We start from the raw sequence: 13,716 nt of genomic DNA, 5'->3' as shown, positions 1-13,716 counted from the left end.
TTATCCACAGGCAACCCACGGCAGCAGTTCTGGCCAGTAATCTCGCGGACATGGAGCAGAGGCATCTCGGCCGTACCGGCCTGCGCGTGTCCCGGATCGGCCTCGGCACCCTCACCTGGGGCCGGGACACCGACGAGCACGACGCCGCGGACATGCTGAAGGCGTTCTGGGAGGCCGGCGGCACCCTGGTCGACACCGCCGACGTGTACGGGGACGGCGAGGCGGAGTATCTGCTCGGACAGCTCTTGGACGGGCTGGTGCCGCGCCGGGACCTGGTGATCTCCACCAAGGCCGGCAGCGTCCCCGACCCCGACCGCCGTTTCGACGGCTCCCGGGGCCATCTGCTCGCCGCGCTCGACGCCTCGCTGGGCCGTCTCGGGACGGACTACGTGGACGTCTGGCACGTCCACGCCTTCGACCCCGAGACACCGCTCGAGGAGACGCTGCAGGCCCTCGACCTGGCGGTTGGCAGCGGCCGGGCCCGGTACGCGGGCGTCTCCAACTTCTGCGGCTGGCAGCTGGCCAAGGCCGCCACCTGGCAGCTCGCGGCGCCGGGCACCCGCACCCGGCTGGCCAGCACGCAGATGGAGTACTCGCTGCTCCAGCGGGGCGTGGAGCGCGAGGTGCTGCCCGCCGCGCTGGACCTGGGGGTGGGCATGCTGCCCTCCTCCCCGCTCGGCCGGGGCGTGCTGACCGGCAAGTACCGGCACACCATTCCCCAGGACTCGCGCGGTGCCTCGGACCACATGGCCCGGTTCGTCGAGCCCTACCTGGACGACACGGCGACCGGCATCGTGGACGCGGTGACGACGGCCGCCGACGGGCTCGCGGTCACCCCGCTGCAGGTGGCCCTCGCCTGGGTCCGGGACCGGCCGGGGGTGGTCGCACCGATCGTCGGCGCACGCAACGCCCGGCAGCTCACGGCGGCATTGTCAGTGGAGGCCCTTAGTCTTCCTGACGAGATCTGCCGGGCGCTGGACGATGTGTCGGCGCCCGTGCACCGCTATCCCGATCACGACTGGAGCACGCTGTGAGCACGGAGCCGGAGACCACGGAGGAAGCCGGGCCGGGGACACCGGACACCCCTCGGGCCGAGCGGGAAGGGACCGCGCCGGAAGCCGCGCCCGCGGACGCCGGGGGAAGCGTGGCCGACACCGGGGGCGCGGGGAGCACGACGGGCCCCGGGGACGCGGAGAAGGCGGACGGCTCGCAGAGCACGGACGACTCGGAGAACGCGGACGGATCGGCGAGCACCGAGGACTCGAAGAGCGCGGACGGATCGACGAACACCGAGGACTCGAAGAGCGCGGACGGACCGACGAACACCGAGGACTCGGAGAGCGCTGAAGGGGCTGCCGCCGACGGCGGTGCCGGCGCGGGTGGGCTGTCCGAGGCCGCGGCGGAGCTGGCCGCGCAGCGGATCGAGCGGGAGCGTATCGAGCGGCGCAAGGCGGAGCGGGCGGCCCCGGTCCAGAGCGGCACCAAGCTCAGCGGGAAGGCGGCGGACCTGCTCGCCGCGGTGCGCGCCGTGGAGAGCGGCGAGAAGCCGACGGCCGCGGTGTTCGCCGATCCGACGCCCGCGCCCCGCCGCCCGGCTCCGGAACCCGTGCGCCCCCCGCAGCCGGTCCCCGCGACCGTGGCGGCGGGTGTACCCGCGCCGGAGACCGTGGCGGCCGTGCGCGAGGTGCTGGGCGAGGGCGGCGCGCCCGACACGCTGGCCCCGCAGGTGGCCGCGGCGCTGGGCGAGGGCGCCGGTGACACGCTCCGGGCGGACCCCTGGCGGCTGTTGCAGGTCGGCGGGGTCCGGCCCGAGCAGGCCGACGGCTTCGCACGGGCGTTGCTCGGCGCCGAGTGCGGCCCGGACGACGAGCGGCGCGGCCGCGCGGTGACCGCCTGGCTGCTGGAGCAGGCCGCCGTGGCGGGACACACCGCCCTGGAACTGCCCGCGCTGATCACTGCCTTGGGCCGGCAGGGCGTGCCCGACCCGGACGCGGCGGTGCAGAGCGCCCTCGCGGAGGGCGAGGCCCTGCTGTTCCAGGACGCCCTGGACGAGCCCGGGGCCCCGGCCCCGCGGCAGGAGGGCGCCGAGGACGGCGAGTTGGAGCGCCCCGTCCGGGTCCTGGTCGGTCTGGAGCGGTACGCGCTGGCGGAGGAGAGTCTCGCCGACGGTCTGGCCCGGCTGGTCAACTCGCTGTCCGAGGACGCCGAGCAGGCGTGGCAGGCGCTGGCCTCCGGGGTGTCCGGTGGCGCGGCCGAGGTGGGCCGCGCGGTCGCCGGGCACGCCCTGGTGCTGCACACCGGCGGGGAGGCGGCCCGCGCCGAACCGGCCGCGCTGCTCGGTGCCGCTCGCGCCGCGGGTCTGCGGGCCTTCGCGGCCTGCCACACCCCCGACGGCGGTCGCCGCCTCGCGGCGCTGCTCGGCGAGGGCGGGGAACCGGCGGAGCGGAGTGTGGGGACGGTCGCCGGTCTGCTGTCCGGCGCCGAGGGCCCCGGCCGGGACGCGGACGGGGCGCTGAACCTCGATCTGCTGATCGTGTCGGACGCCCCCCAGCTGGACCTGGAGAGCGCCGCGATGCTCGTGGAGTCGCTGCCCGACGGGGCCCGGCTGGTGCTCGGCGGCGATCCCGGGGTGCTGTGGTCGGCCGGACCCGGCCGGGTCTTCGCGGATCTCCTCGCCGCCCGTGCCTGTCCCCAGATCGCCTCCCGGGTGCCCGATCCCGGTCCGCTGGGCGAGCTGCTCTCCGGGGTCGGTATCGGCGAGCTGAACCAGGTCGAGGCGCCGGGCAAGGAGATCGTCATCGTTCCGGTGCGGGACCCGGGCGAGGCCGTGCACCGGACGGTGCAGCTGGTCGCGGACTCGGTGCCGCGGGCGATCGGTGTCCCGGCCGAGCAGACCGTGGTGATCACGCCGGGCCATGGCGGCGCCGCGGGCACCCGCGCTCTCAACACCGCGCTGAAGGAGCGCCTCAATCCCGGGCCGGGCCGGTTCGGCGGCTTCGACCCGGGTGACCGGGTCGTCTACTCCCCCGCGCCGGGCCGTTCGGTGCCGGGCGTGGTGGTGCGGGCCGACGCCGACGGACTGCATCTGACGTGCGCGGGAGCGGCCGTCGTGGTGCCCCGGGAGCGGGTGGAGAGCCAGGTGCGGCTCGGCTGGGCGGTGACCGCGCACCAGGCGGTGGGCACCCGCTGGCCGGCGGTGGTCGTGGTGCTGCCCGGTGACGCCGCTCAGACTCTCACCAGACCTTGGGTGTACACGGCGTTCGGGCGGGCGGAACGGCATCTGTCCGTGGTCCACGGCGTGGACCAGGCGTTGCCGAAGGCGGTCGCGGAGATCCCGGCCAGGCCCCGCACGACCCGCCTGGGGGCCCTCCTGCGCCCCCAGATCCCGGCGGCGGGCTGACGCCGGCCCGGGGCGGCGACCGGGGTGCCGCGGCGCTTCACAGGCGCCGCGGCACCGCCGGCCGAGGTCACCTCTCCGTGTCCCCGGCCCCGGCCCCGGTGCCGTCACCGGTCTCGTCCACGGTGGCCTCGTCCTCGACGAACTCGAGGTCGTCCTCGTCCTCGACGTCCTCGTCGTCGAACACCGCGCTGACGTCGAAGCGGCACACCACCCGCTGCGCGTCGATGTGCTCGAAGGGCGCGTCCAGCCACTCGCCCGCCTCGGGAGCCTCGTCCGCGGCGGTGACCCAGAGCGTGGAGTCGCCCTCCTCCAGACCGAACTCCTTGTGCCGGGAGGCGATCTCGTCCGGCTCGAACTCGCCGAAGAGGACGCCAAGCGCCCCGGGGACCGTACCGGCGGCCTCGTCGCCGTCGCCGCCGATCTGCTCGTACTCGGCCGCCTCCACGCGCTGGGCCTGCGCCAGCAGCCGCTGGGGTTCGGCGACGGTGTAGTCGCGGCGGATCAGCACACTGAGCGCGCTCGGTTCCTCGGGTCCCGCGTACGGGGGCAGGGTGTCCTCCGCGCCCGGGATCTCGAAAGGTGTGACCTCGTCGTAGCGGTCGTAGAGCAGCTCGTCGTACGCCTCGGCGGCCGCGGCCAGCTGGTTGAACGCCTCGGAGACCGCCGGGTCGTCCTCCCCCGACCTGCGTTCGACCGCCGCCAGGTGGCGGTCGAGCGCGGTCTTGACCGACTCGGCGGCGGCGCGTACCTCGGCAGCGGTGGGCTGCGCAGCATCAGACATAGTGCAGACGCTATCCGTACCGGGCACCAGCCCGCACAATAGATGCGATGCCGGAATACGAATTTGTCGACGTGTACGTGCCTCGCGGGGTGTCCCGCAAGGAGGCGACTCGTCTGCTGACCGACCATGCCGAGTACGGAAACTGGGAGTTGGACCGACTGAGCCTGCTGCGTGACGGCAGCCGCAGGGTGCGGTTGCGCCGGCGGATCATCCGCCAGGTGCGGGCCACGTGGTGAGGTGGCACTGATGAACGGAGCGGGCCCCGTCGGCATGGCTGGGCCCGCTCCGTCGTCCCGGGCGGTGACGGCCTCGATGTCGGGCGGCACGGGCGGTAGCGGCGGCGCGCGCCGTACCGCGTCGGCCCCGCGGCGGTACGGCTAGGCCGCGGAGCGGCCCTTGCGGTACAGCACCGCGCCCGCGAGCAGGGCGCCCGCGCCGACCGGCAGCGCGAGTCCCAGGGGCACGTCGCCGCCCGTGTGCGCGAGCTGGGTGCCGGCCGCCCCGGATCCGGCCGGGCTGCCGGACTCCGCGCTGACCTGCGACGCACCGTGGGACGTGGAACCATGACCGGCGGGCGGAGTGCCCGTCCCGGGCCCGCCCGGAGCACCGGGCCGGCCGGGCTGACCCGGCGTACCCGGCTGATGCGGCGTGCCGGGGTGCCCGGGCTGACCCGGATGACCGGGCTGCCCCGGATGACCGGGCTGCCCCGGATGGCCAGGCTGCCCGGGGTGACCAGGCTCCCCGGGATGTCCCGGGTGTCCCGGGTGTCCCGGCTTTCCGGGCGGGTTGCCGTGGCCGTGGCCCGGTGGCGTGCCGTGGTGGCCGCCGTCGCCGCAGTCGTTGCCCGTGGCGGTGTTCCCGACGCCGATGACGTTCACGCTGTTGCCGCAGACGTTCACCGGCGCGTCGATCGGCACCTGGACGGTGTTGCCGGATCCGACCCCCGGCGACCCCGTGGTGTGGCCGCCGGCGTGTGCGCCGCCGGAGCCGGAGTGGCCGCTCGTGTCGCCGTACCCCCCGGACCTGCCGCTGCCGTGAGCGCAGGTGTTGCCGATCGCCGGGTTGAGCAGCCCGACGACGTTCACGGTGTTGCCGCAGACGTTCACCGGCACGTGCACCGGCGCCTGCACCGTGTTGCCGGACAGTACGCCGGGTGAGCCGGTGGCGCTGCCGTGCGCGCCCGAGTCGGCGTGGGCGTAGCCGCTCGCGGCGGCGATCACACCGGTCGCTGCGGCCATGGTCATCAGGCCCTTGCGGGTGCCTTGTCGCATGCTGAGTTCCCCCCTGCCTTCGTTTTCCCTGAACGACCGGTCCGCGTGGCGGGACCGGTACGGAAAAGCCGGTCGGCCCCGGGGCGCATGGTGCGCGCTCCGAGGCCGACGGCTTGACAACGCGCCCCCTCAGGGAGCCGGCGTCACTTGTTGAAACAGGTGTTGCCGAAGGCGGGGTTCAGGAGCCCGATCACGTTGATCGTGTTACCGCACACGTTCACCGGGACGTGCACGGGCACCTGGATGACATTGCCGGAGACGACGCCCGGAGAGTGCACGGCGGCACCCTGGGCACCGGAGTCGGCGACGGCCAGGCCCGCACCCGCGAGAACCAGTCCACCGGTGGCGGCCGCAGCGGCGACGACCTTCTTGATCATTAGTTCCTCCTCGTTGGCAATGCGATAACAAGTAGCTGATCGCATCACCTGTAACGAGGAGGAACTAATGGAGCTACGAGCTTATGGTCGCATTCACTCTTCTCAGTCGGTCCCGTACGACTGCCCGATTAGCTGAGGTCAGGGCCTCACGACGCGTCGAGGAAACGGTCGAGCACCCGGACGCCGAACCGCAGCCCGTCCACCGGCACGCGCTCGTCGACACCGTGGAACATGCCGGCGAAGTCCAGCTCCGGCGGCAGCTTCAGCGGCGCGAAGCCGAAGCCGCGGATGCCGAGGTCGTCGAAGGACTTGGCGTCGGTGCCGCCGGAGAGCATGTAGGGGATCGCCTTGGCGGTGGGGTCCTCGGCCAGCAGCGAGGACTGCATGGCCTCCACCAGCGCCCCGTCGAAGGTGGTCTCCAGCGCCTTGTCGGTGTGGACGTCCTCGCGGCGGACGTGCGGTCCGAGCAGCCGGTCGAGGTCGCCGAGGAACTCCTCCTCGTGGCCGGGCAGGAACCGTCCGTCGATGTGCGCGGTGGCCTCGCCCGGGATCACGTTGACCTTGTACCCGGCGTTCAGCTGGGTGGGGTTGGCGGTGTTGCTCAGGGTCGCGCCGATCAGCTTGGCGATGCCGCCGAGCTTGGCGAGCGTGGACTGCATGTCCTCCGGGTCCAGCTCGGTGCCGAGCGCGTCACCCAGCTCGTCGAGGAAGGCCCGCGTGGTCTTGGTGACCCGCACCGGGAACGTGTGCCGGCCGACCCGGGCGACCGCCTCGGACAGCTCCGTGATGGCGTTGTCGCGGTGGATCATCGAGCCGTGCCCGGCGGTGCCGGCCACGGTCAGCTTCATCCAGTGCATGCCCTTCTCGGCGGTCTGGATCAGATAGAGCCGCCGCTGGTCGTCGACGGTGAAGGAGAAGCCGCCCACCTCGCTGATCGCCTCGGTGACGCCCTCGAACAGCTCGGGGTGGTGATCGACCAGGTAGCGGGCGCCGTAGGTGCCGCCCGCCTCCTCGTCGGCGAGGAAGGCGACCACGACGTCCCGCGGCGGCCGGCGCCCGCTGCGCAGCCGGTCGCGCACGACGGCGAGCGTCATGGCGTCCATGTCCTTCATGTCGACGGCACCGCGCCCCCACACGCACCCGTCGGTGATCTCGCCGGAGAAGGGGTGGTGGGTCCAGTCGCCGGCGTTGGCCGGTACGACGTCGAGGTGGCCGTGGATCAGCAGCGCGGGCCGGGAGGGGTCCTCACCCGCGATGCGGGCCACCGTCGAGGCGCGGCCCGGGTGCGACTCGAAGATCCTCGGTTCCAGTCCGACCTCGGCGAGCTTCTCGGCGACCCACTCGGCCGCCTTGCGTTCGCCGGGTCCGGAGTGGTCGCCGTAGTTGCTGGTGTCGAACCGGATGAGGTCGCGGCAGAGGTCCACGACCTCGTCCTCGCCGGTGACGTGCCTGGTCGTGTCCGTCTCGCTCACGCTGGTTCCTCCCGCTGTCACTGCCGGTTGTCCGCCGGCCGTCGCGCCCGTCGTCGTACGGGTCCGTCCCGCCGGCGGTCTCCTCATCCTCTCTCCGCCCCCGCCGTGGGCCCAAGACCGGTCCCGGCCCGTCACACGCCGTTCACGCCTGCCCGGCGACGGGAACAGGGGGTGATCGGCCACCCCGGAAAGCCTGGTAATGTTTCCTTCGTCGCCGCGAGGGAGCCCCGCCGAGGGAAGCCTCGCACGACAGACACCTTGTCCGGGTGGCGGAATGGCAGACGCGCTAGCTTGAGGTGCTAGTGCCCTTTATCGGGCGTGGGGGTTCAAGTCCCCCCTCGGACACCAGTGAGGCCCCCGCGATTCGCGGGGGCCTTTCGCGTGCCCGGGGTGCGGTCACCGCCGGGTCGACGCGGTCACTCCCGGGTCAGCCACAGCGGGCTCGGGCCCTCGTCCTCGGCGGCTCCCGTCGTCCTCAGGTCGCCGTCGGCGGCCCGCAGGAGCATGCGGCCCATGGCGATGAGGGCGCGTCCGGCGGCGAGTTCGTCTCCGATGTCGGGCATCGCCGGGTCGTAGGGGCTACGGCGGGCCTCGGCGCAGCTCTCCAGGACGTTGTCGCCGGTGTCCAGGACGATCCGGGCGGTGGTGTCCGGGTCACGCTCGGACAGGTAGAGGTTCAGCCGCCACTCCTTGACGGCCGGAGGACGGCTTCGCACGGGACGGGTCATCGTCCGTCGCTCCTCCCTGCGTTACGCCCGGCGGGGCACGTCGGTCAGGCCCTTCCACTGTGCACCCGGTCAGGGGCGGGCGCCTCCCCGGCCGCGGGCAGAATGGGGGCATGACCACGCGCCACTGCCCCTGCGGACTGCCCCGGCCCTACGACGCCTGCTGCGGCCGGTTTCACGCCGGTCCGGACACCGCGCCGACCGCCGAGGCGCTGATGCGGTCGCGTTACTGCGCGTTCGTGAAGGGGGACGCGGGGTATCTGCTGCGGACCTGGCATCCGCGGACCCGGCCGGAGCGGCTGGATCTCGATCCCCGGACGAGGTGGACGGGGCTGGAGGTGCTCGGCACCGCCGACGGGTCCGCCTTCCACACCACGGGCACGGTGACGTTCCGCGCCTCCTACCGGGGCGGGTCGCTGCTGGAGCGCAGCCGGTTCGAGCGGGTGGCCGGGGCGTGGGTGTACGTCGACGGAGACTTCCCCGAGGACGGCAAGTAGCCCCCGAGCGTGGGGTTCCGTCGCCGGGGCCCGAGGTCGGTGGCCGCCGTCGGGACCCGCCGTCAGGGCGCCAGGATGTCGAGTTCCTGGAGGGCGCCCACGGTGATCTGCCGGGTCAGCTCCTCCGCGCGGGCCGCGTCGCCGGCGCGGACCGCCTCGGCCACCCGCACATGCAGGGTGACGGCCGCCGGGTCGGGGTCCTCGAACATGACCTCGTGCTGGGTGCGTCCGGCCAGGACCTCGGCGACGACATCGCCGAGGCGGGCGAACATCTCGTTGCCGGAGGCGTTGAGGACGACCCGGTGGAAGGCGACGTCGTGGACCAGGTACTTCTCCAGTCGGTGGCCGCGTGAGTTGGCCACCATGCCGAGGGCGCACTCGGTGAGCTCGGCGCACTGCTCGGGCGTGGCGTGCTGGGCGGCGAGGCCCGCGGCGACCGGCTCGACCGCGGACCGCAGCACCGTCAGGGAGCGCAGCTGCTGGGGGCGGTCGGCGCCCGCGAGGCGCCAGCGGATGACCTGCGGGTCGTAGACGTTCCACTCGGGCTTGGGGCGGACCGTGACGCCCACCCGGCGGCGGGACTCGACCAGGTGCATGGATTCGAGTACGCGCACCGCCTCGCGCATCACGGAACGTGAGACCTCGAAGTGCTGTGCGAGTTCGTCCGTGCGCAGAACACTGCCGGGCGGGTACTCGCCCGCCGTGATCGCGGGGCCCAGGGTGTCCAGTACGCGGCCGTGCAGCCCCCGGCCCGGTGTGGTCATGCACTCAGAGTACGGCGTGGATCACTGACACAAAAAGTCAGACTTATAAATCACAAACTCTTGAATTCGTCGTACCTAATGGGTTTCAGTGTGGCGACGCCGATGTGGCGTCGGATGTCGAGGAAGACAGCGAGGCAGTGATGCGTACCCCCCAGGTCGTCGTCGTGATGGGCGTCGCGGGGACGGGCAAGACGACGATCGGTCCCTTGCTCGCCGCGCGGCTGGGCGTTCCGTACGCCGAGGGCGACGACTTCCACCCGCAGGCCAACATCGACAAGATGTCGGCCGGCATCCCGCTCGAGGACACCGACCGGTGGCCGTGGCTCGACGCCATCGGACACTGGGCGCACGGGCGGGCCGGGCTCGGCGGGGTGGTCAGCAGCTCGGCGCTGAAGCGGTCGTACCGCGACCGGCTCAGGGCCGTGGCCCCCGGAGTGGTGTTCGTGCACCTCTCGGGTGACCGGAAGCTGATCGAGGACCGGATGTCGCAGCGGCAGGGGCACTTCATGCCGACCGCGCTGCTGGACTCCCAGTTCGCCACGCTGCAGCCCCTGGAGTCGGACGAGGCTGGAGTCGCCGTGGACGTCGACGGCAGCCCCCAGGAGATCACCGAACGCGCAGTACGGGCGCTGGACACGCTTCCCGTGGCATCCGAGTAACACCCACCCCCGTCCCCCGTATTCGCAAGGGAACCCCCGTGACCAGACTCAGCGTCGAGATGCTGGCAGCGGACGCGCCTCCGCCGATCACCTCCGCCGGACACGCCCAGCTGGGCATCGCCGTCCTCGTGGGCATCGCCGTGATCGTCCTGCTCATCACCAAGTTCAAGCTCCACGCCTTCCTGGCACTGACCATCGGGGCGCTGGTGCTCGGGGCGGTCGCCGGCGCGCCGCTCGACAAGGCCATCGTCAGCTTCACCACCGGGCTCGGCAGCACCGTGGCCGGCGTCGGCGTCCTGATCGCGCTCGGGGCGATCCTGGGCAAGCTGCTCGCCGACTCCGGTGGCGCCGACCAGATCGTCGACACGATCCTCGCCCGGGCGGGCGGGCGCGCCATGCCCTGGGCGATGGTGCTGATCGCCTCCGTGATCGGCCTTCCGCTGTTCTTCGAGGTCGGCATCGTGCTGCTGATCCCGGTCGTGCTGATGGTCGCCAAACGGGGCAACTACTCCCTGATGCGCATCGGCATCCCGGCGCTGGCCGGCCTGTCCGTGATGCACGGTCTGATCCCGCCGCACCCCGGCCCGCTCGTCGCGATCGACGCGCTGCACGCCAACCTGGGCGTGACGCTGGCCTTCGGCATCCTCGTCGCCATACCGACGGTGATCGTCGCCGGTCCGCTGTTCTCCAAGGTCGCGGCGCGCTGGGTGGACGTCCCGGCTCCCGAGCGCATGCTGCCGCAGCGCCCCTCCGAGGAGCTGAAGGGCCGCCCGGGCTTCGGGGCGACGCTGGCCACCGTGCTGCTGCCGGTGGTGCTGATGCTGGCCAAGGCGCTGGTGGACATCGTCGTGGACGACCCGGCGAACCGGACCCAGCGGGTCTTCGACGTCGTCGGCTCGCCGCTGATCGCGCTGCTCGCCGCCGTGCTGGTCGGGTTCTTCACGCTGGGCCGGCCCGCCGGGTTCAGCAAGGAGCGCCTGCAGCGGACCGTCGAGAAGGGGCTGATGCCCATCGCCGGCATCCTGCTGATCGTCGGTGCGGGCGGCGGCTTCAAGCAGACGCTGATCGACTCCGGGGTGGGCCAGATGATCCTGGACATCTCCAAGGACTGGTCGATCCCGGCGCTGCTGCTGGGCTGGCTGATCGCGGTGGTGATCCGGCTGGCGACCGGTTCGGCGACGGTGGCGACGGTCTCGGCGGCCGGTCTGGTCGCGCCGCTCGCGGCCGACATGTCGACGACCCACACCGCCCTGCTGGTCCTCGCCGTCGGTGCCGGCTCGCTCTTCTTCAGCTTCGTCAACGACGCCGGCTTCTGGCTGGTGAAGGAGTACTTCGGGCTGAGCGTCGGGCAGACCGTGAAGACGTGGTCGGTGATGGAGACGATCATCTCGGTGGTCGCGGGCGGCCTGATCCTGCTGCTGTCCCTCGTGGTCTAGGCGGGGTACGGCGATGACGGCTCATCCCCTCTTCGACATCGGCGGCCGCACGGCCCTGGCGGCGGCGCACCTGCCCGGTGAGGTCCGTACGGCGGTGTTCGACGTGACCGACGGCCCCGCCGTGGCCGCGGGCATCGCCGACGTCGAGGAGCGGGTGGGCCCGCTGGACATCCTGGCGAACAACGCGGGCATGCAACTACGCGCTCCGCTGCGCGAGTTCACCGACTCCGACTGGCACCGCCTGCTGGACACCAACCTCACCAGCGCGTTCCTGGTCGGTCGGGAGGCCGCCCGGCGGATGACGGCACGTGGGCACGGCAAGATCGTCAACATCTGCTCGCCGCAGAGCGAGGTGGTCCGGCCGGGTATCGCGCCGTACGCGGCGACCAAGGGCGCGTGTCCGGCAGGCATGTGCTGGTGACGGGGGCGGGGCCGATCGGGTGCCTGGTGGTCGCGGCGGCGAAGGCGGCCGGCGACTTCGACGCCGAGTTCGACGAGGCGCTGGAACTGCCGGCGGCGCGCGGCGAGTTCGACGGGCTGATCAGCGCGGTGTTCCCGGTCCACGACGCCGCGACGGCCTTCGCCCGGGCCGTCGACCGCGGACGGTCCTGCAAGGTGCTGCTGGAGTTCTCTTGAGGCGTCGGCCGTGAGCGGACGTGGCGTACCGGGTGGTCCGGCGAGCACGGGCGTCCGGTTTCGGCCACGGTGGGACGTCCACCGGTGTTTCGGCCTGTGCGAATATGACCTGCCGACGGCGACCGCTCGCTGGTAGCGTTCCCGGTCGGCGCGGGGCCGCGGGAGGAAGGGGGACTTCTCGATGGGGGAGAACGACGAAGCACGCCGCAAGATCTATGGCTTGATCTCTCGCAATCCCGGGTGGTCGCTGGAGGACGTGGCGGCGGAGGCCCGGTGTTCGCGTGGCGAGGCGGAGCAGCTGTGTGACGAACTCAGTGTCCTGGGCCTGCTGACGCCCGCGTCCGACTCGTCGAGCGGCTATCTGACCGTGGCCCCGGAAGCGGCCTTGAGCAGACTGTTCTCCGCGGAGGAGCGGCAGGTCGCCGCGCACACCGAGCTGGTGTCGCGGATCCGGGAGTCGATCTCGACGCTGGCGCGGGACTACCACCGGCTGTCGGAGGTTCGGCGCGAACAGGTCGAGGTGCAGACTCTGCCGCACCCGGCCCTGGTGAACGCCTTCCTGGAGGACGCCGGGAGCACCGCGCGCGTGCGCATGAGGTCGATGCACCCGGGCGGACCGCCGCCCGAGGAGCTGATCGACGACATGCTGCTGCGCGACAAGGAGATGGAGAGCCGCGGCATCAAGGTGGAGGCACTGTATCCGTGCCGGACCGCCGAGGTGCCTTATATGGCCGGCTACCTGGCCGACGCCGTGCGCCCGGGGCGGGAGGCCCGTACGGCCGACTACCTGCCGCTGCAGATGCTCCTGTTCGACGACGACGTCGCGGTGCTGCCGGTCGACCCGGAGGACAGCGGACAGGGCGCCCTCGTCGTCCACGGGCAGGCGCTCGTGTGCTCCCTGCACGCCCTGTACGACTACTGCTGGCACAGCGCCACGCCCGCGCACCCCGTTCCGTCGTCCCAGGCGGTCGAGCCGGTGCTGGACGGGCCGGAGCGTGTCATCGTGCGGATGCTCGCGGACGGGGTCAAGGACGAGGTGATCGCCCGCCGGCTCGGCATCTCCTCGCGCACCCTCAGCCGGTCCATCTCCGGGCTGATGGAACGGCTCGGCGCGCAGACGCGCTTCCAGGCGGCGTTGCGTATCGCCGAGTCGGGGCTGCTGGGCTGAGAGCGCCGTACGAGGGGCGGGTCACCGGACCACGAGAGGTCGCGGTGACCCGCCCCTTTGTCCTTCCATGACGGTTTCCTCGGGCTTTCGACGCCGTGCGTCCGCGCCTCGGCTCTCGCTTTGCCCCGACTCCCCCTTGACCCCGTCTCGCATGCTGAGACGGGGTGCGGCTGTGGCACGTGCCCGCCATGTCAGGTCGACGCCGCGCGCGGCCCTTGAACAGGTACGGCACCGACGAGCAGAGTTGATCTACGAGGCCGGCCGGTGGTGAGAGCCACCCGAGGCCGAAGCAATGAGCGATCGGCCTACGCCCACCTCATCACCGCGATCCACACCACGGGGGAACACCATGTCTGCGACTGTTCGCGCCTTCTTCTGTACCACCCTGCTCGCCCTCGCCGCGCTGTGCGCCGGCGCCGGGTCCGAGTCGGGCACCGCGACCGTCACCCACACCGAGGCCGCCGCACCGGTCCCGGCTCTCCCCGCGATGACCTCGGGCCCGCAGGGCGACAACGGCTGGTGGTAGCAGC

General features: G+C 72.5%; 14 protein-coding genes, 1 tRNA gene and 2 pseudogenes. 11 read left to right on the top strand and 6 right to left on the bottom strand.

Going from position 1 to position 13,716, the window contains the following annotated elements; genetic code table 11:
• Window positions 1-50 precede the first annotated feature (50 nt).
• Together ACIBA9_RS33825 and ACIBA9_RS33820 are read left to right on the top strand one after the other, a co-directional pair.
• Window positions 51-1,034: an aldo/keto reductase gene (locus ACIBA9_RS33825; protein ID WP_399369077.1), complete on the top strand. Its 984-nt coding sequence runs from the start codon at window positions 51-53 to the stop codon at window positions 1,032-1,034.
• Entirely contained in the window at window positions 1,031-3,400 is a 2,370-nt protein-coding gene (locus ACIBA9_RS33820; protein ID WP_399369075.1) for a helix-hairpin-helix domain-containing protein, read from the top strand. The genes ACIBA9_RS33825 and ACIBA9_RS33820 overlap by 4 nt, the downstream gene beginning before the upstream one ends.
• Window positions 3,401-3,467: 67 nt before the next feature.
• Here ACIBA9_RS33820 and ACIBA9_RS33815 read toward each other — a convergent pair whose 3' ends face one another.
• Window positions 3,468-4,181, bottom strand: coding sequence for a hypothetical protein (locus tag ACIBA9_RS33815; RefSeq protein WP_399369073.1), 714 nt, complete (start codon window positions 4,179-4,181; stop codon window positions 3,468-3,470).
• 47 nt (window positions 4,182-4,228) lie between these two features.
• Between ACIBA9_RS33815 and ACIBA9_RS33810 the strand changes: the two genes are divergently transcribed.
• Entirely contained in the window at window positions 4,229-4,417 is a 189-nt protein-coding gene (locus ACIBA9_RS33810; protein ID WP_145882766.1) for a DUF5703 family protein, read from the top strand.
• Between the two features lie 141 nt (window positions 4,418-4,558).
• Here the strand turns inward: ACIBA9_RS33810 and ACIBA9_RS33805 are convergent, their stop codons facing one another.
• From ACIBA9_RS33805 to ACIBA9_RS33795, 3 genes are all read right to left on the bottom strand, one after another.
• Window positions 4,559-5,452, bottom strand: coding sequence for a chaplin (locus ACIBA9_RS33805; protein ID WP_399369071.1), 894 nt, complete (start codon window positions 5,450-5,452; stop codon window positions 4,559-4,561).
• Window positions 5,453-5,595: 143 nt separating this feature from the next.
• Window positions 5,596-5,829 (bottom strand): chaplin ChpH, encoded by a 234-nt coding sequence (gene chpH / locus ACIBA9_RS33800; protein WP_362160844.1) that lies wholly within the window; start codon window positions 5,827-5,829, stop codon window positions 5,596-5,598.
• Between the two features lie 146 nt (window positions 5,830-5,975).
• A complete protein-coding gene (locus ACIBA9_RS33795; protein WP_362160842.1) occupies window positions 5,976-7,301 on the bottom strand; it encodes a M20/M25/M40 family metallo-hydrolase in 1,326 nt (441 codons plus the stop codon).
• Window positions 7,302-7,561: 260 nt separating this feature from the next.
• Here ACIBA9_RS33795 and ACIBA9_RS33790 point away from each other — a divergent pair.
• A tRNA-Leu gene (locus ACIBA9_RS33790) sits at window positions 7,562-7,649 on the top strand.
• A gap of 68 nt (window positions 7,650-7,717) precedes the next feature.
• Here ACIBA9_RS33790 and ACIBA9_RS33785 read toward each other — a convergent pair.
• Window positions 7,718-8,029, bottom strand: coding sequence for a dsRBD fold-containing protein (locus tag ACIBA9_RS33785; RefSeq protein WP_399369069.1), 312 nt, complete (start codon window positions 8,027-8,029; stop codon window positions 7,718-7,720).
• 110 nt (window positions 8,030-8,139) lie between these two features.
• Between ACIBA9_RS33785 and ACIBA9_RS33780 the strand changes: the two genes are divergently transcribed.
• Window positions 8,140-8,523: a YchJ family protein gene (locus ACIBA9_RS33780; protein WP_399369067.1), complete on the top strand. Its 384-nt coding sequence runs from the start codon at window positions 8,140-8,142 to the stop codon at window positions 8,521-8,523.
• Window positions 8,524-8,585: 62 nt separating this feature from the next.
• Here the strand turns inward: ACIBA9_RS33780 and ACIBA9_RS33775 are convergent, their stop codons facing one another.
• Window positions 8,586-9,287, bottom strand: a complete 702-nt coding sequence (locus ACIBA9_RS33775) for a FadR/GntR family transcriptional regulator (RefSeq protein WP_399369065.1) — start codon at window positions 9,285-9,287, stop codon at window positions 8,586-8,588.
• A 140-nt stretch (window positions 9,288-9,427) separates the two neighbouring features.
• Here ACIBA9_RS33775 and ACIBA9_RS33770 point away from each other — a divergent pair, with 140 nt between their 5' ends.
• The 6 genes and pseudogenes from ACIBA9_RS33770 to ACIBA9_RS33745 all read left to right on the top strand — a co-directional run bounded on the left by ACIBA9_RS33770 (window position 9,428) and on the right by ACIBA9_RS33745 (window position 13,712).
• Window positions 9,428-9,946 carry a gluconokinase gene (locus ACIBA9_RS33770; RefSeq protein ID WP_362160832.1) on the top strand — a complete coding sequence of 173 codons (519 nt, stop codon included), beginning with the start codon at window positions 9,428-9,430 and terminating at the stop codon, window positions 9,944-9,946.
• 38 nt (window positions 9,947-9,984) lie between these two features.
• A complete protein-coding gene (locus tag ACIBA9_RS33765; protein WP_399369063.1) occupies window positions 9,985-11,382 on the top strand; it encodes a gluconate:H+ symporter in 1,398 nt (465 codons plus the stop codon).
• A gap of 13 nt (window positions 11,383-11,395) precedes the next feature.
• Window positions 11,396-11,797 (top strand): annotated as a pseudogene (locus ACIBA9_RS33760) (SDR family NAD(P)-dependent oxidoreductase); the annotation flags it as partial.
• A pseudogene (locus ACIBA9_RS33755) lies at window positions 11,773-12,018 on the top strand (L-idonate 5-dehydrogenase); the annotation flags it as partial. The pseudogenes ACIBA9_RS33760 and ACIBA9_RS33755, both read left to right, overlap by 25 nt.
• 220 nt (window positions 12,019-12,238) lie before the next feature.
• Entirely contained in the window at window positions 12,239-13,186 is a 948-nt protein-coding gene (locus ACIBA9_RS33750) for a LuxR C-terminal-related transcriptional regulator (RefSeq protein ID WP_399369061.1), read from the top strand.
• Window positions 13,187-13,535: 349 nt separating this feature from the next.
• Complete coding sequence (locus tag ACIBA9_RS33745) at window positions 13,536-13,712, top strand: hypothetical protein (RefSeq protein WP_399369059.1); 177 nt, start codon at window positions 13,536-13,538, stop codon at window positions 13,710-13,712.
• Window positions 13,713-13,716 lie beyond the last annotated feature (4 nt).

The organism is Streptomyces sp. NPDC051452, assembly GCF_044454765.1.
Classification (GTDB): Bacteria; Actinomycetota; Actinomycetes; order Streptomycetales; family Streptomycetaceae; genus Streptomyces.
Note: the sequence above shows the minus strand (reverse complement) of the source record. Positions and strands in the feature narration are given on the sequence as shown.

Bases quoted from the DNA above. Each gene is read 5' to 3' on its own strand.
- ACIBA9_RS33770 (WP_362160832.1), top strand. From the start codon at position 9,428: ATGCGTACCCCCCAGGTCGTCGTCGTGATGGGCGTCGCGGGGACGGGC.
- ACIBA9_RS33815 (WP_399369073.1), bottom strand. From the start codon at position 4,181: ATGTCTGATGCTGCGCAGCCCACCGCTGCCGAGGTACGCGCCGCCGCC.
- ACIBA9_RS33745 (WP_399369059.1), top strand. From the start codon at position 13,536: ATGTCTGCGACTGTTCGCGCCTTCTTCTGTACCACCCTGCTCGCCCTC.
- chpH (WP_362160844.1), bottom strand. From the start codon at position 5,829: ATGATCAAGAAGGTCGTCGCCGCTGCGGCCGCCACCGGTGGACTGGTT.
- ACIBA9_RS33775 (WP_399369065.1), bottom strand. From the start codon at position 9,287: ATGACCACACCGGGCCGGGGGCTGCACGGCCGCGTACTGGACACCCTG.
- ACIBA9_RS33825 (WP_399369077.1), top strand. From the start codon at position 51: ATGGAGCAGAGGCATCTCGGCCGTACCGGCCTGCGCGTGTCCCGGATC.
- ACIBA9_RS33785 (WP_399369069.1), bottom strand. From the start codon at position 8,029: ATGACCCGTCCCGTGCGAAGCCGTCCTCCGGCCGTCAAGGAGTGGCGG.
- ACIBA9_RS33805 (WP_399369071.1), bottom strand. From the start codon at position 5,452: ATGCGACAAGGCACCCGCAAGGGCCTGATGACCATGGCCGCAGCGACC.
- ACIBA9_RS33780 (WP_399369067.1), top strand. From the start codon at position 8,140: ATGACCACGCGCCACTGCCCCTGCGGACTGCCCCGGCCCTACGACGCC.
- ACIBA9_RS33810 (WP_145882766.1), top strand. From the start codon at position 4,229: ATGCCGGAATACGAATTTGTCGACGTGTACGTGCCTCGCGGGGTGTCC.